This is a genomic window from Corynebacterium sp. MSK047, assembly GCF_030232285.1.
Classification (GTDB): Bacteria; Actinomycetota; Actinomycetes; order Mycobacteriales; family Mycobacteriaceae; genus Corynebacterium; species Corynebacterium jeikeium_D.
Window position 1 is genome coordinate 39,679 of the sequence record NZ_JASPJI010000019.1, and the last position, 18,446, is coordinate 58,124.

The 18,446-nt window shown below is 59.7% G+C and carries 18 protein-coding genes; 12 read left to right on the forward strand and 6 right to left on the reverse strand.

Features of this window, described 5'->3' with window-relative positions:
• Positions 1–19: 19 nt before the first annotated feature.
• Positions 20–727: an isochorismatase family protein gene (locus tag QP981_RS08725; RefSeq protein WP_016423140.1), complete on the reverse strand. Its 708-nt coding sequence runs from the start codon at positions 725–727 to the stop codon at positions 20–22.
• Between the two features lie 171 nt (positions 728–898).
• Here QP981_RS08725 and QP981_RS08730 point away from each other — a divergent pair, with 171 nt between their 5' ends.
• A complete protein-coding gene (locus QP981_RS08730) occupies positions 899–1,852 on the forward strand; it encodes a DUF808 domain-containing protein (RefSeq protein WP_005510714.1) in 954 nt (317 codons plus the stop codon).
• On the opposite strand, the gene QP981_RS08735 is transcribed toward QP981_RS08730, so the two are convergent.
• Both QP981_RS08735 and QP981_RS08740 read right to left on the reverse strand, forming a co-directional pair.
• Positions 1,849–2,154, reverse strand: coding sequence for a YchJ family protein (locus QP981_RS08735; protein WP_323632413.1), 306 nt, complete (start codon positions 2,152–2,154; stop codon positions 1,849–1,851). The two genes, QP981_RS08730 and QP981_RS08735, sit on opposite strands and share 4 nt — an antisense overlap.
• A gap of 311 nt (positions 2,155–2,465) precedes the next feature.
• Positions 2,466–3,899 carry a GuaB1 family IMP dehydrogenase-related protein gene (locus QP981_RS08740; RefSeq protein ID WP_070602922.1) on the reverse strand — a complete coding sequence of 478 codons (1,434 nt, stop codon included), beginning with the start codon at positions 3,897–3,899 and terminating at the stop codon, positions 2,466–2,468.
• Between the two features lie 152 nt (positions 3,900–4,051).
• On the opposite strand from QP981_RS08740, the gene QP981_RS08745 reads away from it, so the two are divergent.
• From QP981_RS08745 to QP981_RS08765, 5 genes are all read left to right on the forward strand, one after another.
• Positions 4,052–5,302: a glutaminase gene (locus QP981_RS08745; RefSeq protein WP_070602919.1), complete on the forward strand. Its 1,251-nt coding sequence runs from the start codon at positions 4,052–4,054 to the stop codon at positions 5,300–5,302.
• A gap of 98 nt (positions 5,303–5,400) precedes the next feature.
• Positions 5,401–6,273 carry a patatin-like phospholipase family protein gene (locus QP981_RS08750; RefSeq protein WP_284857863.1) on the forward strand — a complete coding sequence of 291 codons (873 nt, stop codon included), beginning with the start codon at positions 5,401–5,403 and terminating at the stop codon, positions 6,271–6,273.
• Positions 6,274–6,568: 295 nt separating this feature from the next.
• Positions 6,569–7,093: a CBS domain-containing protein gene (locus QP981_RS08755; protein WP_005510587.1), complete on the forward strand. Its 525-nt coding sequence runs from the start codon at positions 6,569–6,571 to the stop codon at positions 7,091–7,093.
• Positions 7,094–7,162: 69 nt separating this feature from the next.
• Complete coding sequence (locus QP981_RS08760) at positions 7,163–8,386, forward strand: MFS transporter (RefSeq protein WP_502869565.1); 1,224 nt, start codon at positions 7,163–7,165, stop codon at positions 8,384–8,386.
• Positions 8,387–8,532: 146 nt separating this feature from the next.
• A complete protein-coding gene (locus tag QP981_RS08765) occupies positions 8,533–9,417 on the forward strand; it encodes a hypothetical protein (protein WP_284857865.1) in 885 nt (294 codons plus the stop codon).
• Positions 9,418–9,464: 47 nt separating this feature from the next.
• Here the strand turns inward: QP981_RS08765 and QP981_RS08770 are convergent, their stop codons facing one another.
• The gene (locus QP981_RS08770) at positions 9,465–9,959 is read right to left on the reverse strand and encodes a 2'-5' RNA ligase family protein (protein ID WP_049170665.1); all 495 of its coding nucleotides are present in this window, start codon (positions 9,957–9,959) and stop codon (positions 9,465–9,467) included.
• 371 nt (positions 9,960–10,330) lie between these two features.
• Here QP981_RS08770 and QP981_RS08775 point away from each other — a divergent pair, with 371 nt between their 5' ends.
• The 3 genes from QP981_RS08775 (at position 10,331) to QP981_RS08785 (ending at position 13,188) form a co-directional block, all read left to right on the forward strand.
• Positions 10,331–10,606: an amphi-Trp domain-containing protein gene (locus QP981_RS08775; RefSeq protein WP_049170663.1), complete on the forward strand. Its 276-nt coding sequence runs from the start codon at positions 10,331–10,333 to the stop codon at positions 10,604–10,606.
• 260 nt (positions 10,607–10,866) lie between these two features.
• The gene (locus QP981_RS08780) at positions 10,867–11,175 is read left to right on the forward strand and encodes a hypothetical protein (RefSeq protein ID WP_070602909.1); all 309 of its coding nucleotides are present in this window, start codon (positions 10,867–10,869) and stop codon (positions 11,173–11,175) included.
• A 288-nt stretch (positions 11,176–11,463) separates the two neighbouring features.
• A complete protein-coding gene (locus QP981_RS08785; RefSeq protein WP_284857866.1) occupies positions 11,464–13,188 on the forward strand; it encodes a SulP family inorganic anion transporter in 1,725 nt (574 codons plus the stop codon).
• A 126-nt stretch (positions 13,189–13,314) separates the two neighbouring features.
• On the opposite strand, the gene QP981_RS08790 is transcribed toward QP981_RS08785, so the two are convergent.
• Positions 13,315–13,635 (reverse strand): hypothetical protein, encoded by a 321-nt coding sequence (locus QP981_RS08790; protein ID WP_210384763.1) that lies wholly within the window; start codon positions 13,633–13,635, stop codon positions 13,315–13,317.
• 26 nt (positions 13,636–13,661) lie between these two features.
• Between QP981_RS08790 and QP981_RS08795 the strand changes: the two genes are divergently transcribed.
• From QP981_RS08795 to QP981_RS08805, 3 genes are all read left to right on the forward strand, one after another.
• Positions 13,662–14,336 (forward strand): DUF998 domain-containing protein, encoded by a 675-nt coding sequence (locus QP981_RS08795; RefSeq protein ID WP_284857867.1) that lies wholly within the window; start codon positions 13,662–13,664, stop codon positions 14,334–14,336.
• Between the two features lie 274 nt (positions 14,337–14,610).
• Positions 14,611–14,970, forward strand: a complete 360-nt coding sequence (gene cmtR / locus QP981_RS08800; protein WP_284857868.1) for a Cd(II)/Pb(II)-sensing metalloregulatory transcriptional regulator CmtR — start codon at positions 14,611–14,613, stop codon at positions 14,968–14,970.
• Complete coding sequence (locus QP981_RS08805; RefSeq protein ID WP_284857869.1) at positions 14,967–16,859, forward strand: heavy metal translocating P-type ATPase; 1,893 nt, start codon at positions 14,967–14,969, stop codon at positions 16,857–16,859. The genes cmtR and QP981_RS08805 overlap by 4 nt, the downstream gene beginning before the upstream one ends.
• Before the next feature lie 78 nt (positions 16,860–16,937).
• Here the strand turns inward: QP981_RS08805 and QP981_RS08810 are convergent, their stop codons facing one another.
• Positions 16,938–17,945 carry an NAD(P)-binding domain-containing protein gene (locus QP981_RS08810; RefSeq protein WP_070642081.1) on the reverse strand — a complete coding sequence of 336 codons (1,008 nt, stop codon included), beginning with the start codon at positions 17,943–17,945 and terminating at the stop codon, positions 16,938–16,940.
• Between the last annotated feature and the right edge of the window lie 501 nt (positions 17,946–18,446).

Consider the following 18,446-nt stretch of genomic DNA (forward strand, 5'->3'; position numbering starts at 1 on the left):
GACGGTCAACGTCGCAGCACTACACCACTGTCGCGCCCGCCGCGGCCAATTCCGCTAGTGCAGCCTTGCCGCGCTCCGGGTCCACCGCCGCGACCTGATTGCTCAGAACACGAACGGAAAAGCCCTCCTTGAGGCCATCGAGCACTGTGGCGCGGACGCAGTGGTCAGTCGCAACTCCCACCACATCGATTTCTTCAATGTCAGAGGCGCGGAGAGCGTCGGCAAGCGAAACGCCAGCCTCCGTTGTTCCCTCGAAACCGGAGTAGGCGGCGGCGTACTCCCCTTTTGTGACATCGATACGCACAGCAGCGGGGTTGAGCTGCTCAAAAAACGCGATGGCGCGCTGCATGCCGGGGTGAATCTCTGCGCCCGGGGTACCTGCAACACAGTGTTTCGGCCAGGTATCGACGAAATCCGGGGTTTCAGAGAAGTGCGTGCCTGGGTCGATGTGATTGTCACGGGTGGTCGCAAGAACCGAGTACTTGTTAGCTGTGCCCGCAACATGCAGATATGTAGCGGTGTACGCTGCCTCAGCACCGTCGACGGCAAGTGCGCCACCCGCGGAAAAATCATTCTGAGCGTCGACGACTACCAGTGCCATGCGGGGACGCGCCGGGCGCTGCTGTTCCTCGGAGTGGGCGTCATTGCTGGTGTCTGCCTCGGTGCCAGCGTTGTCCGAGTTGTCCGCATTGACCTGTCGGTAGATTTCGGAGAAGGAAGCGTTCATGGCCTATATCTTGCCACGTGCTCACATTCAGAGAAGCACGTGAACTATCGGCCGGACATCGACGCCCTACCGACAACACAGAGTCAATCCGGGAAAGCGGTTAAAATTGCTCCGGTAATTCTTTGATACGACGACGGCTCCTGGTCGCGTCCTCCAATACGGGAGGTTTTTATGGCAGGCGGACTTGTCGCGCTGCTTGACGACGTTGCCACGATTGCACGCGCTGCAGCGGCAACAACAGACGATATTGCGGCTGCGGCCGGCAAAGCTAGCGCTAAAGCCGCCGGTGTTGTGGTTGACGACGCTGCGGTGACGCCTAAATTCGTCGAGGGTGTCTCGCCGAAACGCGAGCTGCCGATTATTTGGCGTATCACCAAGGGCTCCTTGGTCAATAAAATTGTCATTATTCTTCCGATTGCGCTGCTGCTCAGCCAGTTTCTCCCCTGGGCACTGACACCGATTTTGATGCTCGGTGGCTCATACCTGTGCTTTGAGGGCATGGAAAAGGTCTGGGAGAAGATTAAGCACCGAATCTCTCCCGAGCAGACTGAGCAGGAGCGGATAGAGGCGGCGACCAATCGCACACCACAAAATGAAGATTCGCTGGTGAAGTCTGCAATTTTCACAGACTTGATTCTCTCTGCGGAAATCATGGTGATTTCTCTCAATGAGGTCGCTGATCAGCCACTACTCAATCGCGCGCTGATTCTTATTGTGGTAGCACTCATCATCACGCTTGCGGTCTACGGCGTGGTGGGCTTCTTGGTCAAGATTGATGACATTGGCCTGCACCTGCAGTCCAAGAAGTCAGCCGGTATCAGTAAGCTTGGTACGGCACTGGTCAAAACCATGCCAATCGTTCTGAACACGATCGGCATTATCGGCACGTTTGCCATGTTGTGGGTCGGTGGACACATCATGGTGGTCGGCCTCGACGAGCTGGGCTGGCATCTCCCCTACCAGCTGGTCCACAACCTTGAGCAGCTGTTTACCGGCGGCTTCCTCGGCTGGTTGGCCAACACCACCGGCTCACTGATTTTCGGCGCCATCTGGGGAGCAATCATTGTGGCGATTGTCGCCGTGCTGCCATTCGGCCACGGCAAGCACAACAAGTCTGACGCTTAGGAGTACGTGACCTCGCCGTCGACGTAGACCCAACGTCGCGCACGCCGAACAAAACGGGAACGCTCGTGCATCGTGCCGACACCTTCATGGTCATGAAAAGCCGCTTCAAATTCCACGGTGCCTTCGCGGTCATCCTCGCCACCATCGACAGCGTTGATGATGGTGAGTCCTTCCCATTCCACACCGTCATCGACATTGATAACTTCCGGGCGGTAGCGCGGATGCCACGTCCGCCAGATGTAATCCGCCTCGTGGGCAGCGTAAGCGCTGTACCTCGCGGCCATCAGCTCAGCTGCGGTCACCGCCTCCCGCTCACCGCGGTGTAGCGGGCCACAGCACTGCCCGTAGAGTCCCCCACCACACGGGCACAAATCGGAATCAGTAACGCGGGCGCGAGCGAAAAATGCGTTCCCGCTTCCTGCTCTAGCACCGTTTCCTGCTACCAATCCAGACTCCGTTACAGCACTATTTTCTCTTATCTGCCGACCCATAATCGCCAGCCCCTCCCCAATCTCGCACGTGGTACTAAACACGTCCTAACAACGTCTTTACATACCTACCAATTGGCCCGCAGCACCGCTAGTCGGCTTAGCCCCGAGAGGCTTGACGACGGCTACCGCGTCGCCCTCGGCATTCCTTCCGCAAAGCCCGCAGCGGATTGAATTCCCACCACTGCCCGCTCAGCGAACTGCTCGATGGTGGCCGAACCCGCGTATGTGAACGAAGAACGTACACCCGAGATAATGCGATCGATCTGGTCCTCCACACCTTCGCGGCCTGGCTCCAGGTAGATTTTCGCAGTCGAGATGCCCTCTTCGAACATCTCGCGCCGAGCCTTCTCAAAGGCCTCTACCTGCGCATTTCGGCTCTCCACTGCGCGGTGTGAAGCCATACCGAAGGACTCCTTGAACATGCGCCCGTCGACGTCCTTCTGGACATCCCCTGGGGATTCGAAAGTACCGGCAAACCACGAGCCAATCATCACGTTGGACGCCCCCGCAGCCAGCGCGAGCGCAACATCGCGAGGATCCTTCACCCCACCGTCAGCCCAGACATGCACGCCGCATTCACGGGCAGCTGCAGCACATTCGAGCACGGCGGAGAACTGTGGACGCCCAACACCGGTCTGCATTCGGGTTGTGCACATCGCACCCGGACCGACGCCGACCTTAATAATGTCGGCTCCCGCCTCCGCTAGGTCGCGAACACCATCGGCGGTCACGACATTGCCAGCGGCAATTGGCACAGGTGGGTTGAGCGCGCGGACTCGTCGTAAAGCATGGAGCATCGATTCCTGATGACCGTGGGCGGTATCGACAACGAGCACGTCGGCACCTGCGTCGAGCAGTGTCTTCGCGCGCCCTTCAACATCACCGTTGATGCCGAGCGCCGCACCGACGCGGAGCTTGCCCTCCGCGTCGACAGCTGGCTTGTAAAGCGTCGCACGCAGCGCGCCCTTGCGGGTGAGAATGCCCACCAGCGCGCCATCGGCGTCCACCACTGGAGCGAGTTTGCGCCCGGATGCGGTGAGCTGGTCGAAAGCGTCACGGGGCTCAATATCGGCCGGAAGCGTAAATAGCGAAGTGGACATGAGCGTCCCCACCTGCGCAAAGTTGTCAACGCCCGCCAGGTCACGGCCGGTAATCAGACCAACCGGTTTGTTGTCTTCCACCACCACTGCCGCACCGTGCGCGCGCTTCGGCAGAAGATGGCGCGCATACCCCGCGGTGTGGTGAGGCTTGACGACGATCGGAGTGTCAAAAACCAGCCCAGCGGACTTGACCTTGCGGATGGTCTCAGCAGCAATGTCAGCTGGGACGTCCTGCGGCAGGATGGCAATTCCGCCTCGGCGAGCGGTGGTTTCGGCCATCCGGCGACCGGAGATGGCCGTCATATTGGAGACGACAATCGGAATGGTTGTGCCGGTGCCATCATTGGTGGCCAAATCGACACCCATGCGAGAGCCGACGGATGACTTTGACGGCACCATGAAGACATCGCTGTAGGTCAACTCGTAGGGCGCGGACTGATTGTTGAGGAATTTCACACACCCCAGGATATGCCGATTTTTCCCGCACGCACGGTGAGAGTGCGCAGAGGTGAGCATCAGTGGCTGACCTCGCCTGGTGTAGGTTCGAACGGGACTCCATTGACTCAACCGGGATTTTTCAGCCCAGGAAAGATGCTTAGCAAAATCTGATGAAAACGCCGATCAAAGATTATCTGTCCGAAATCGTCGAATCCGTCCGCCCCGATGAGTCTGGCGAGGTAGCGGACTATATTCCCACCCTTGCCCAAGCTAATCCCGACCGCCTGGCCCTTGCTATGACCACCGTGTCAGGGCGCACCTATACCGCTGGCGACACCGATGCTGAATTCACCATTCAATCGATGTCCAAGCCCTTCGCTTATGCCGCAGCCATCACCGAGCACGGCACAGACAAAATCGACAGCATTGTGGGCACCGAACCTTCCGGTGAGGCATTCAACGAGCTGTCGCTGGAGCAGGGCACGCACCGACCAAAGAATCCGATGATTAATGTCGGCGCACTGGCCATCAACCAGTTCATATGCCAGCCAGGTGCCAACTGGAAGACTCGCACCAAGCACATGGTGGAGCTTCTCTCGACTTTGGCTGGCCGTAAGCTCCGCGTTGACTACGATGCCTATGAAAGCGAAATGGACACTGCCCATCGAAACATGTCCATCGCACATATGCTGGCAGCTTACGGTTTCATCGAAACCACGCCCCACGATGCTGTCCGCGGCTACACCGCACAGTGCTCCGTGCTGGTCAACACTCGCGATGTCGCCATGATGACCGCAGTGTTGGCCAACGGTGGCGTTAACCCGGTCACCAATCAGACTGTGCTCGGCCGCTCGGTTGTTCGCAGAGTCTTGTCCGTGATGGCTATTGCCGGCATGTATGACGAGGCCGGTGAATGGTTTACCGAGGTCGGGATTCCCGCCAAGAGCGGTGTCGCCGGCGGCTTGCTGGGAGCGCTGCCTGGACAGGCGGGTCTCGCAGCCTTTTCGCCGCGATTGAACGACCACGGCAACAGCGTCCGCAGCATTGCCATCTTCCGGAAGCTCTCCGAAGATTTGGGTCTTCATCTCATGGATGCCGATGCGATTGGTTCGCGTGCGCTGCGCGGTACACGCGTCAGCAATGGCCGCTCGATCATCGAGATTCAGGGCCCAGTCAACTTCACTGCGGCCGAGATCATTCTCAACAGGTTGGCGACTTCCACACCGTCGGAAAGCGAAGTTGTCTTCGACGTCAGCCGCGTTGGCGTTGTCAACCCGGTGGGACGCACGTTGATTCTGGAAGCGATGCGACGTCTGAGCCACGAGGGCAAGGAGATCTTGTTCTACGACCCGGAGGGCGTACTGCCGAACCCAGATATGGGCGAGGGGCTGCTGCCGGTCATCCTCCAGGATGCGCCGTAAACTACGCTAACCGAAATCCAATATGGTGACGTTCGGGTAGTCTTGAACGATCGTAACGCCCGAAAAGCAGCAGCGCGAGAACAACCGGAGGGATGTAAATGCAGGTCAGCGATGTAGCATTAGTCTTCGAGGGTGGAGGGACTCGCAATAGTTACACGGCACCTTTCGTCGAACGGTTACTTCGCGAGGGCATCGATGTCGGCTGGGTCGGTGGCGTAAGCGCCGGCGCCTCTCACGTCGTCAATTACCTTTCCCGGGATATCCAGCGCTCTATAAATAGCTTCACTGACTTCATCGCACAGCCGAACAGCAGTGGCTGGCGCCCAATGTTGCGCGGGCGGGGCTATTTCGATGCCGAGTACATCTACGAAGACGCGGGACTTCCCGACGGCGCCATGCCCCTGGATTACGAGACTTTTAAGAACAATCCAACTCCCTACCGGATTTCTGCTGTCCGAGCGGATACGGGCGAGACCATCAACTGGGGGCCAGACGATATCCCAGATCTACCTACGCTGATGAAGTACACTCGCGCCAGTTCGACGATTCCGGGTGTCATGCGTATGCCCTATATTGATGGCGTTCCGTTCGTCGACGGTGCACTGGGATCATCAGGTGGCATTCCCATTAATGCCGCCGAAGCAGATGGTTTCAAGAAGTTCCTCATCGTCCTGACTCGCCCGAAAGGATTCCGTCGCACCGCCCCTAAGCGCCCACAGCTACTGCGCCAGATTTTCCGCAGTAACCCGGTGGTGGCTGAGCTGCTTATCACTAGACACGAGCGCTACAACGCTTCTCTCGATTGGGCTGCTGAGCTTGAACGAAAAGGCCAAGCATATGTTTTCTACGCCAATAACATGAGCATCACAAAGGCGGAGCGGAGGCGGTCGAAGCTGCTGCACAACTACGAGCTCGGCCGGGCGCAAACTGATGCCGAATGGCCAGCAATTCGAGAGTTCATGGGCTTATAGCTTCCGCCACCTTTAGGAAGCTTTTCGTTCATTCCTCTTTACTGTGTACGTAACCTTGTGTTAACCTTTGCGTAGCGAACAACCTCGTTAGGTAAGGCTCCTATATCCACATAGGCCGCTGCCCTGCACTTTATCGAGAGTTTCGAAAGACTCTCGAAGCAAGGGTCCATCTCAAGTGGCCACCTTTAGTTACGGCATTACATTGCCAACACTCTTAGGCGGGGAGCCATAATTTTTCAATCAACAGAAATTCCCTCCTAGCAAAGGAGCTGGGATACCTGGAAAAGGATCCACAATGACACAGACACAGAACACCATCGCCAACTTCTTCAAGCCGAAGTCTTCAATCAGCCCGTACAGCCTCCTGCCTGACACCGTAAGCATGCACATGACGGATTCTTACGTTGCACTGCCGGAGGACATCACGGTCGGTGAGGCACTGAGCACCTACGCAGCCGAATTTGCTGGTCTCGATGACGATACCTGTGTCTTCCTCGTCGACGATGAAGGCTACCTGACCAGCGATATTACGCTGAAGGAACTCCGTGAGTACGCCGACCGCGATGCCTACATGAACACCGTCGGCGCCCCGGTGAAGGTCTTTGTCAAGCCCGAGGATCCAGCTGCAATCAGGGCTCGCCAGCTTATTGACGGGCCGCTCAGCGAGCTGCCCGTCGTCCGCAGCGGCAAGCTGGTAGGTGTCCTCACCGACCGCATCTCTGAGCGCATTCTTGGCAGGACAAAGGCAGCTAAGAAGTCAAAGAAGTCCAAGGGATTCTTCTCGCCGATTACCGCGTTCTTCGGCGCCGCCAATAACTAGGGTGACTAACTTGGGTAGACGACCCGAGCGACTCAATAGGCCAGCTAGCGTTTGTTAGCTGGCCTATTGTTGTTACCACACTGTTCTATCCCCACAGATGAGAGCCCTCAGGAGGCAACCGTGATACGAGACTGGATTCGGGTAGCCCTGGGCATGTTCGCGGTTGCGTTTGGAGCCAACCTCTTCGCACCACTCTTGCCCGCGTATCGAATAACCGATGCTCTCAACCAGTCCCAGGTCACCTTTCTCTTCGCCATCTACGTCGCAGGACTCATCCCCGCGCTACTCATCTGCGGCCCACTTTCCGACCGACTCGGCCGTCGCGCCATCATCCGGCCCGCACTCATAACCTCTGCCGCCGGCTCCGTCGTCCTACTCACCGGCGTCTGGTTCCACTTCCCATCACTGCTGATAGGACGCCTTATCGTCGGCATTTCGATGGGCATGGTAATGGCCGCCGGCGCCTCGTGGATCAAAGAGATTGCGCCCGTCGCACCTCAAATTTCCGCCCGGCGCGCAACCGTTGCGCTCTCCGCCGGGTTCTCCCTCGGTCCCCTGGCTTCCGGGTTGGTCGCGGAGTTTGCTCCCCGTCCCGACGTCATCCCCTACCTTGTTCATCTCGCACTGCTGCTTGGCATCACACCACTGACATGGAACGCTTCCGGCGGACTGCCAACCTCAGCGCACAGCGACACCCCGCAACGGTTCTTCTCCTCTGCCACCCTAAGCCCGAGATTCCTGTGGGCAGTCGCCGCTTGGGCACCGTGGGTCTTCGGTGCCGCGTGCACATCGTTCGTCGTCCTTCCGACAATCGCCGAATCCAGCTACCCCATTGCCTTTGCCGGACTCATCGCCTGCATCACGATGGGCACCGGCGTTCTGGTACAACCACTGGTCACTCGAATCAGTTCCAGCAGCTTTATCCCGCCAGCTATTTTCGGTCTTGGCTTAACGACGGTCGGAATGCTGCTCAGCCTCATCGTCGCACTCACCCAGAACGTGTGGAGCGTTTTCCCAGCCGCTCTGACCCTCGGTGCCGCGTACGGCGTAATGATGGTTTCCGGCCTCCGCGAAGTGCAAATTATCGCACCGCCAGCCGAGTTGGGTGCTGCCACCGCTATCTACTATTCGCTGACCTATGTTGGTTTCTTCGCTCCTTTTGTTATTTCTTTCGCAGCGCCGAAATTCGGGTTTGTGCCCGTTTTCGTCTTCGGTGCGATTATTGCATTGGTATCCATGTATCCCGTGGCAAAGGTTGCGCAGTCTGCGGTGAGGCCCGACGGAGCGTCGTAAAGCAGACGCGACTGAAATTCTTGTTTTTGGGAAGCGTGCTGAGACGAGCTCTTGTATTCTTTCTTTCACAAAAGCTTGGCTCCGGCCCAAGGCTCCTGGGCGGGTTGCATAGGTTGTTGAAATTCAGCTCGATGAAATGAGGAATCATGAAGCAGCGCAGCTCTGGAATGTGGAAGAAAGTTGCGGCAACCGTTGTCGCAGGTTGTACAAGCGCCGCCCTGCTCACCGCATGTGGCTCGGGGGAAGAAAGCAGCAATGCCGGTGGTGAGGCAGGCAAAGAGTCGACCAGCAAGATGACGAAAGCAGATGGGTCAGCTCCTGCTGCAGCCGAAGATCAGCTCCTGCTCACAAATGAAGTTCAAGGGGCGGACTTCTCCAACAACAGGATTAATGGGTACAAGGACGCAATGGAGATGTTTTCGGAGGATTCTTTAGATATAGAGCCGGCCGAATGTGCCACTTTCATCAAGCCAACGGAAGAATTGGAGCGAGCTGTCAGTTCTTTCGCTAATTTGGACGCGGAAAAGGTCACCATCGCTGTCTCAGTATTGAAGAACCCTCAGACCTACCAGGAGTACACAGATGTTCTTAACAAGTGCTCTGAGGTGACCGCTTCGATGGATGCTTCCGACCTCGTAAACGAATCCATGGAAGGCCAGGAACTTCCTCCTGAGGCGCAGGAGATGCTCAATGACATGGATATGACAACCACCATGAAAATGCACCGGGAAAAGTGGGAGCCGGATCTTTCCGTCAAGCCAGATGAGATCACTGCACACGCGACAGTTGTGGACATTAGCTCCGGTGGCACTAATACTGATGCCACCAGCTACGACATTGTCGGCGTTGTCAATGGCGTGATGGTGATGGTGTCCGCTGCCCCGATTCCAGACGTTCCATCAACCGGCGCGGAAAATGCGACACAACCGATGGAACTTGCACAGGCGACCCCAGAGTCCAAGGAAGCGGCAAAGAAGCGCGCCTTGGAGGTCTTCGATGCCCAGGCAAAGAAGATTATGGACGCCGCTTAGTGGCCGCTTGGCTGCGCTGCTTTTGAAAAGTTGCGGCGTGCGGCGCGCTAAAACTCCGTTAATTCCTGCACTTTGGGGCTCCAGAACGCAGCGCGTGGTGCACTAAGAGTTTTGAAGTGCGGGCTTGTTAGTTCATCAAGAGCCCGGACGTAACCGGGAACCATATCCCGCGGGATTCGCAGCCCCATAGTCAGGTGCGGAATCCAGCGGGAGCCGCGACCTTCAGGGTTAAGACGACTGATCTCACGAGCGGCTTCTTCCAGCTCATCGCTTGTTTCTAATAACCATGCGACAGTCTGTTTACTCTTTGTGCCGAACACTACCGTTCCTACCCTGCGGAATTCCGCAGGCATCAGCGGTGGGAGAATTTCGGCTGCTCGTTGGATTACCTCCGGGCTCATGGTCGGTGCGAAGGTGACAGTGATGTGGGGCTTTTGATTCTGCTGCGGGAATCCACGCTCTGCCAGTTGCACAAATATCTCTTTAACCTGCGCCTCTTGCTCAGGCAGAAGGTACATCAGGATGTTGTCGGGTGACACCATGTGACGTTTACTCCTCCCCTATTGCTGTCGGTCGACACGTTTGAGGCGCTACCCAAGGGCGCCGTTACTAGAGCTCCTAACCTAAGGCACTTAGGACCTTGCACCCCAGAGCATAGCGTAGGGATTTTCCACAATTTATAACCTACCTATAGAAATTTCTAGCCTCTTGTTATTTAGCCCGGTAAAAACCACTTTTTATTGGGATAATGGGGATAGACAGGCTTCCTGAAAGCTTTCTAGACCATCTTCAAAGACAGTGTGGAGTGACGGCCGATTCTCCACACTGCACAAATACCTACACGGCTGGAAAGGTAAGTAAAGACATGGCACCGAAACCTAAAAAAATTACACCCCCGAAGAATCAAAAGCTGGTGAAGAGCAAGGCAAGCTTCAGCCGCGATGAGCTCGCGGATTTGCTGGAGACGCTGGCAGCTCGCATCCGCGCCGGGGAAATGACTCTCGGCACTGGTGAGTCCACGGTGACGATGACCATGCCGACATCGTTTAATACCACGATGGAAGTCGTCGATTCCCGAAAGCGTGCTGGCATCGAGCGCGAGCTGGAGCTGGAAATCGACTGGATGGTCGACGAGGCTGGCGAGCCCGTTGAAAAACCTGGACCAGCATCTGGCTTCGCAATCTCCTAGCAGGCTTGTTGCTGCCCGGTTTTGTTCCGCGCAGTATTGACTGAGCAAAAGGCGACTTCGGAAGTGTCTTCCGGAGTCGCCTTTTGTCTTGGCTTCTAATCCTGCAGGCTTTACGCCTTAAGCACGTAACGCAGAATCTCTACAACCTGGTCGGTCGTCGTGCACCACGCCGAATACACCCGCCATACACCCACGCCTACCCACATCGCATGAGGTGACGCTAACCTAATTCAGGAAAACCCGCGATGAAGGGAACGCGCATGGCCAAGGGCAAGAAAGGCGACAAGGGCAAGAAGAAGCACGCCGCCAAAACCAAGAAAAAGGCTGCGGCAACGACCTCGCTACGCCTGCCCGAATACTCGAAGGCCGAGGCCAAGGCCGCGAAAAAGCTCGCTGGCAAGGACCCCTTCAAACTGGCCGCAATGACGCCGAAGAAGAAGTGCTGCAAATCCGGCATCCGCTGCCTGCGCTGCCCCGTGGTGCTACACAAGCTCAATCGCGAGATCAAAAACGGCGAAGTCGACCACGCCGCCCTGCTGCTCGTCGCCGCGAAAGCCCGGATCCGGTAGCCGGCCCTCGCCCCCCCCCCAGCCCGCCGTCGGGCCCGTCCTATGAGCAGTGGTGTCGCGCACTGTATGGCACTGGTACCGATTCTCCCGGGCTGTCTGCTCTTCGGACACCGGCTCACACGCGTCACTCCAAGCACCGCGACAACGCTCCAGCGAACTCCCGCCAGGTCAGGAAGTTTTATTCCGTCGACATGAGGCCTCGGCCAGAACCGAGAATGCGGCCGTCGGAGGATGACACCTTGTGTATCCTTTGAGTGTCATTGAGCCCTGAAGGAGCAAGAAAGTAGCATGACCCGCCCCTCCTCCGCCGCCTCTACGGTGGGCTTCCAATCTCGTGCCCTGCGTTTCGCACCGCGCCGCTCGGACTGGTCCCGCGCGACGATTGGGCGCGACCTCTCGGCAGGCCTCATGGTGGCCCTCGTCGCACTCCCCCTCGCGCTCGGCTTCGGCGTTGCGTCCGGTGTCGGCGCGGCGGCCGGAATTACGACGGCCATCGTTGCGGGTATCCTGGCCGCGATCTTCGGCGGTAGTAACGTCCAAGTAAGCGGCCCGACCGGCGCAATGACCGTCGTGTTAATCCCCATCGTGGCCAACCATGGTGCCGATGGGGTTCTCGTCGTCGGCGTGCTGGCAGGGCTCATGCTGCTCGTACTGGCGTTCACCGGCGCTGGCCGCGCGATGAAGTACATGCCACTACCTGTCGTCGAAGGTTTCACCGCCGGTATTGCGTTAATCATCGGCTTACAACAGCTGCCTGCAGCACTTGGTGTTGACGTGGAGGGCGAGAAAGTCCTCGGGTTGGCGTGGGTCTCAATCAATGCTTGGTTAGATGCTCCGGCATGGCAGGCGCCCGTGATGACCCTTGCAGTAGCGGCTGGAATCGTGCTTGCTGCGCGCGTCCGTAGTGGCTTCCCCGCGGCGCTAGTGTTGGTAGCTGCAGCGACAGCCATCAACATGCTGGCAGACAGCGGCCTGAAGACAATCGGCTACATCCCGTCGACATTGCCTGCTCCGCGCTGGCCAGAGATTCCGTGGGAGCACCTGGATTCCTTGCTGTTTGCAGCGGTCGCCGTCGCAGCTCTCGGTGCGCTGGAATCGTTGCTGTCTGCGACGGTTGCCGACGCAATGACTGTCGGCGACCGGCACGATCCCGACCGCGAACTCTTCGGGCAGGGCGTGGCCAACGTCGTCGCGCCCCTGTTCGGCGGGATTCCCGCAACCGCCGCGATTGCCCGAACTGCCGTCAACGTGCGTGCAGGCGCAGGCACACGCCTGGCAGCGGTGTTCCATTCGCTGCTCCTGCTCGTGGCCGTGCTCGTCGCGGCCCGGTGGGTGGGCGAGATTCCTCTCGCCGCGCTCGCCGGCGTGCTCATCGCCACTGCGATTCAGATGATCCACCCGCGGAACCTCCGCTCGGTGATACGCGCCACCAAGGGCGACGGGGCGACCCTGCCCATCACAGCTGCCGCCACCGTCGTGTTCGACCTTGTCGTCGCCGTACTCATCGGCCTTGTAATGGCGGGCTTCTTCGCACTGCGCGAGACCGCCCGCACTGCGGTGTTGGAAGCCGCCCCACTAGACGAGGGAGACCACCGCGACAAGGAACGCGAGCTCCTCGACGAGCACATCGCCGCCTTCCGTATGGAAGGCCCCCTCTTCTTTGGCGCAGCGCACGATTTCCTCCTCGAGCTCGCTGATGCCTCGTCGGTCAAGGTTGTCGTACTCCGCATGCGCTACGTCACGACGATCGACGCCACTGGCGCCCAGATGCTCGCCGACACAATCGGGCACCTCGAACGCCGTGGCACCACGGTCTTACTCGCAGCCACGAAACCCGAACATATTCCTGTGTTGCGCGAACTCGGCGTATTCGACCAGCTTGCGCACGGGAATCACGTCTTCGACAACACCCCTGACGCCATCGCCCACGCCCGACTGCATGCCTCACGCATTCAGCACGAAGAGGCTGGTGGCGAACACGCAGCTTCGCAACGCAATCAGCACGACGAGTAGCGCTGTCGAACCTGTGGTCGTGAAGCCAAGTTCTAAGATGACGACTCACGCTACCGCCATAATGTGAAGCGCCAATGACGCTAAACATTAAATTTGAACTCCACCGAGTTCCGGCGCGTAACGCCATCACCGAGGCCGCACGAGCCTCTGACCACGCCGAGTCGAGGGGGTCAACCACTCTGCCATAGTCACGCACTCGTCGAGATGCCGGACAGCACAAGCTCCAACCAGCGACGACACACCTCGGCCTTCGGGTCCGTGGGCGCGGTGGCCATTAGGAGGTAGAAGTCGTCGATAGTGATCACCGGACTCCGACGCCACCTTGCGCACCGACAACCCATCCAAGCCATCCCGCACGAGGACGCGCACTGCCGCATCCACCACGAGCTCGGCGTCGGCTGCCTGCGCACGTTGAACACGTCGACAATCGCCGCTAGCATTTATCATACGATCGTATGCTAAAGGAGGCCCGTATGAAGCGGCACCGCGTCGGCGCGATGGCCTGGGTGCTCAGCGCACTGGTGCTCCCGATTCAGTTGTTCGTGGCGCTGGGCTGGCCAAATCGCTACTCGCTCTCTCGCAACACCATCAGCGATCTCGGTGTGACCACCTGCGGGGAGTACTCCGAACTCGGTCAGCAGATACGTCAGGTGTGCTCGCCGGAACACGCGGTCTTCAACATCGGCATGGTCGCTTCCGGGGCTCTAGTCCTGCTCGGCGCGGTTGCCCTGCATGGATACTGGGCTCGGCTCGCCGGCAAAGGCGGAACCATCCTGATGGCGATTGCCGGAGCCTCGGTCATCGGCGTCGGCCTTCTCCCTTGGGACGTGTCGCCCGCAGCCCACGACGGCTTCGCCCTGCTTCAAGCCGCCGCGCAGTGGATCGCCATGACGCTCATCGCCGTCGCCGCCGGGCCGGGCAGTTTCCGGAAGGTCACGGCCGCGGTCGTGATCCTCTCCGTCGCAAGCTTCATCATGTTCGTCGCAGCACTGGATGGGTACGAGATGCCTTGGATCGGGCTCGGCGGTGCCGAGCGGCTCTCCTTCGACTCGCTGACGCTCTGGCCCGCGCTGACCGGCGTTGCGCTCGTGAGGGCTCACAAGCCGTCCGCTCAGGTGCGGGAGCGGGCCTCTCTGCGACGGCCATGAGACAGTACTGCTGTCTCGATGCGTGAGCCCTGCGCTGAGAACCGGACATGAGCTTTCGGCTACACGTTGAACTTGAACTCCACGGTATGTAGTTGCAAAGTTACTTTCTCGAGAACCTCGCCGCCCACGTCGCTCCCGCGTTGGGCGGCAGCCGAACCACAAAGGATCAGTCATCTGCTATCCATCGACTAATTCTTGCAGGTCGCAGGACCTTCGCGTAACTGTCAGTTCAGCGCATTTTGAATAGTTCAGCACACGATGTATTGTTCAGTACATGCTGACCATTGCTTCACGCCTCGACGTCATGAACCGGCTCGGCCGGGCCATGGCGGATCCGACGCGCTCCAGAATCCTGATGACACTACTCGACGGCCCGAGCTACCCAGCCGCGCTTGCGCGCGACCTGGACCTGACCCGCTCGAACGTCTCGAACCACCTGACCTGCCTGCGCGACTGCGGCATCATCGTCGCCGAGCCAGAGGGCCGCAAGACACGCTACGAAATCGCCGATCCGCACCTCGCGGCAGCGCTCAACGCGCTGGTGAACGCGACGTTGGCTGTCGACGAAAACGCCCCGTGCATCGACCCTGAATGCTCGGTGCCCGGCTGCGGCGAGAAGGGAGCGGACGCATGAGCTCGGCGTGTGGATGCGAACACGAACCCGCCAAAGAGATCGAAGAACTCGATCGGCCATGGTGGAAGGACCCCGAGTTGCTACTGCCAATCTTCTCCGGCGTAACCCTCGGCATAGGCCTGGCGCTGGACTGGACCGGGGTAGAGACACCCGCGACAGTACTGTTCTGGGTCGGCCTGCTGCTAGGGGCGTATACCTTCGCGCCCGGCGCGATCCGAAACCTTGTCACGAAGCGCAAGCTCGGCATTGGTTTGCTGATGACGATCAGCGCGGTCGGCGCGGTAATCCTCGGTTACGTCGGAGAGGCCGCGGCGCTAGCGTTCCTGTACTCGATCGCCGAGGCACTGGAAGACAAGGCGATGGACCGGGCCCAGGGCGGACTGCGGGCACTGTTGAAGTTGGTACCGCAGACCGCGACGGTGCTACGCGACGGCACGGCGGTCGATATCGCAGCGAAGGACCTCGTGGCTGGCGAGCTGATGCTCGTGCGCCCCGGGGAGCGGATCGCCACGGACGGCATCATTCGGTCTGGGCGCTCCAACCTTGACACCTCAGCGATCACCGGAGAATCCATTCCGGAGGAGGTCGCGCCCGGCGACGAGGTGCCCGCGGGAGCGATCAACTCCGCCGGTGTGCTGGAAGTAGAGACGACCGCAGCTGGAACGGACAACTCACTGACCACACTCGTGGACCTGGTCGAGCAGGCGCAGGCGGAAAAGGGCGACCGCGCCCGGATCGCCGACCGGATTGCCCGACCCCTCGTGCCCGGAGTGATGATCTTGGCGGTGCTGGTCGGTGTGATCGGCTCGCTGCTGGGCGACCCCGAGACGTGGATCACCCGTGCACTGGTGGTCCTGGTCGCAGCGTCGCCGTGCGCGCTGGCAATCTCCGTGCCACTGACGGTCGTGGCCGCGATCGGCGCGGCCAGCCAGTTTGGCGTGATCATCAAGTCCGGCGCAGCGTTCGAACGGCTCGGCGGCATCCGTCACCTGGCGGTGGACAAGACCGGAACCCTCACCCGCAACCAGCCCGAGGTTACCAGCGTGGTCCCGGCAGTGGAATTCGATCGGGCGCAGGTGCTTGCCTTCGCGGCGGCAGTTGAGCAGCAATCGACGCACCCCCTCGCTGGGGCGATCGCGGCGGCGAGGCCCGAAGCGCCCGCTGCCCTGGACATCAGCGAGGAAGCCGGGCATGGCATCAGCGGCACCGTCGAAGGTCGACGGGTGCTGGTGGGCAGCCCCCGGTGGATCGACGCCGGGCCACTGAAGGCCGATGTTGAGCGCATGGAGTCCGAGGGCCAGACCTGCGTCTTGGTCACCGTCGATGACGCCCTTGCCGGGGCGATCGGGGTCCGCGACGAGCTACGGCCCGAAGTGCCCGAAGCCGTGCAGACCCTGCACGCCAACGGCGTGGAAGTGAGCATGCTCACCGGCGACAACACTCGCACCGCCCGGGCGCTGGCTGCAATCGCCGGAATCGACGACGTGCGCGCTGAGCTTCGCCCGGAGGACAAGGCAAGCATCGTCGCCGAATTCTCCTCCAAGACGCCGACGGCGATGATCGGCGACGGCATCAACGACGCTCCGGCATTGGCGGGCGCGACGGTGGGCATCGCGATGGGAGCGACCGGTTCTGACGCCGCGATCGAGTCCGCTGACGTCGCCTTCACCGGCCACGACCTCCGACTAATCCCGCAGGCGCTGCAGCACGCCCGCCGAGGCAGCAGGATTATTAACCAGAACATCGTGCTGTCTCTGGCCATCATCATCGTGCTGATGCCGCTGGCGATCAGCGGCGTGCTGGGCCTCGCTGCCGTCGTGTTGGTTCACGAGGTCGCCGAAGTCCTCGTGATTTTGAACGGCCTGCGGGCAGCGCAAGCGAAGCGCTGAGTCACACCTTCGCCCAGCGCGCTGGCTCTCCAACGCGGATCTTGGAAGGATCGAGCTGCTCAGGGACCAAGCGTCATCTCAAAACTTTTGCTGCCGAGCTTCATCGACACGGCCCGCGACTACCTGGGCAGTGTGTTTGGAAAAGGGCCCCACGCCCATCAGCGTCGCTGAGCCGTCGCCGGTCCAGTTGCCGTAACCGACGAGATGCAGATTCTTCACCGCGGTTTCGCGGCCGCGCATGAGGTCGCGGAATGGGCCGAGGGCCGGACGGAAACCAGTGCACCAGATCAGATGGTCGTGGTCGAGCTCGCTCAAGCTATCGAAGATGGGGGTAGCGGTGAGCTGGCCGGAATCGCGGAGCTCACTTAAATGAGGAAGCGCGACAATGTCCCCGAGATTCGGGCCGGAATCGCCGCCGAGAATCCGACGGCGACTGCGGAGAAAAAGATCACGGCCATCGACATCATCAGGCATCCAGCGAGGCTCCTCAAGCGTGAACCATGTGACCTCCGACGTCCCGATGAGGTCGGCAGCGATCTGGGCACCCGAGTTCGCCCCACCGACCACCGCGACCTTCGCGCCGCGGAATGGTTCGGGACCGGGGTAGGTCGACGAGTGCCACTGGCGGCCGCGGAAGGTGCCGGGATAGTGGGGCACGAAGGGCGCGGACCACGTGCCTGTGGCCGCGACAACGTGTTCCGCTGTGAATTGACCGACGGTCGAATCTAGGTAGAACATCCCTCCCTCATGGGACACTCTGCGAACGTGCACTGGGCGCCGAACCGGAAGGTCGTAGCGCCGTTCGTAGTGTTCGAGGTAGTCGATGACATGGCGTGCCGGCGGGTACCCCGGGTACTGCGGCATCGGCCAGCCGGGCAGATTGGAGAACCCCGCGGCGGAGAAAAGCGTCAGTGAAGGCCACGCGTGCAACCACGCTCCACCAGGTTCCTCCTGGTTGTCCAGGACCAGAAAGTCCACCTTGAAGCGCCGCAGGTAGTAGGCCGTGGCTAAACCGGACTGGCCACCACCAACAACGATGGCAGTGTGATGCTCAGCCAATCGATCATCCCTCCATAAACTCCCCATCGAGACTGGTCAGCTTCACGCGCATGCCGCCCGCGAGTTTATCCTCATCCAGCAGGTCAGCTAGCTGGATCGACTCGAACTTGTTGTCGGTCACGGGGCTCAATGCCTGCGATCGAAAGGTCAGCGGTGTCAGAAGTAACGTGCAGGGGGAGCTTCTCCACCCCGCGTTACACGTTGAACTTGAACTCGACGGAGTGTCGGCGATAAATAACCATTTGATTCGCAAGTGCGGAAGTAGCAACGAAATACCGCTAAAACGGACAACATTTGGGTGCACAGAAATACATATAGGTTCTGCGGAAAACCTATAGGGATCGTCGCTATAAACCGCTGTGCGTGGAAAACATAAAGGGTTTACGGACCCGGTCCCAGCCCCCTCAATACTCTGAGCCGGAAGAATGGAAAATGGAAGTCGATGTATCCCCGGAGTTGTCAGTGGGTGAATGCGCCACCTCGACTTGGAGGTTGTTGTGGCTGGTCGTTGGACTCCGAAAGATGTGA

Bases quoted from the DNA above. Each gene is read 5' to 3' on its own strand.
- QP981_RS08725 (WP_016423140.1), bottom strand. From the start codon at position 727: ATGAACGCTTCCTTCTCCGAAATCTACCGACAGGTCAATGCGGACAAC.
- QP981_RS08730 (WP_005510714.1), top strand. From the start codon at position 899: ATGGCAGGCGGACTTGTCGCGCTGCTTGACGACGTTGCCACGATTGCA.
- QP981_RS08745 (WP_070602919.1), top strand. From the start codon at position 4,052: ATGAAAACGCCGATCAAAGATTATCTGTCCGAAATCGTCGAATCCGTC.
- QP981_RS08750 (WP_284857863.1), top strand. From the start codon at position 5,401: ATGCAGGTCAGCGATGTAGCATTAGTCTTCGAGGGTGGAGGGACTCGC.
- QP981_RS08755 (WP_005510587.1), top strand. From the start codon at position 6,569: ATGACACAGACACAGAACACCATCGCCAACTTCTTCAAGCCGAAGTCT.
- QP981_RS08765 (WP_284857865.1), top strand. From the start codon at position 8,533: ATGAAGCAGCGCAGCTCTGGAATGTGGAAGAAAGTTGCGGCAACCGTT.
- QP981_RS08770 (WP_049170665.1), bottom strand. From the start codon at position 9,959: ATGGTGTCACCCGACAACATCCTGATGTACCTTCTGCCTGAGCAAGAG.
- QP981_RS08780 (WP_070602909.1), top strand. From the start codon at position 10,867: ATGGCCAAGGGCAAGAAAGGCGACAAGGGCAAGAAGAAGCACGCCGCC.
- QP981_RS08785 (WP_284857866.1), top strand. From the start codon at position 11,464: ATGACCCGCCCCTCCTCCGCCGCCTCTACGGTGGGCTTCCAATCTCGT.
- QP981_RS08790 (WP_210384763.1), bottom strand. From the start codon at position 13,635: ATGATAAATGCTAGCGGCGATTGTCGACGTGTTCAACGTGCGCAGGCA.
- QP981_RS08795 (WP_284857867.1), top strand. From the start codon at position 13,662: ATGAAGCGGCACCGCGTCGGCGCGATGGCCTGGGTGCTCAGCGCACTG.
- cmtR (WP_284857868.1), top strand. From the start codon at position 14,611: ATGCTGACCATTGCTTCACGCCTCGACGTCATGAACCGGCTCGGCCGG.
- QP981_RS08805 (WP_284857869.1), top strand. From the start codon at position 14,967: ATGAGCTCGGCGTGTGGATGCGAACACGAACCCGCCAAAGAGATCGAA.
- QP981_RS08810 (WP_070642081.1), bottom strand. From the start codon at position 17,945: ATGGGGAGTTTATGGAGGGATGATCGATTGGCTGAGCATCACACTGCC.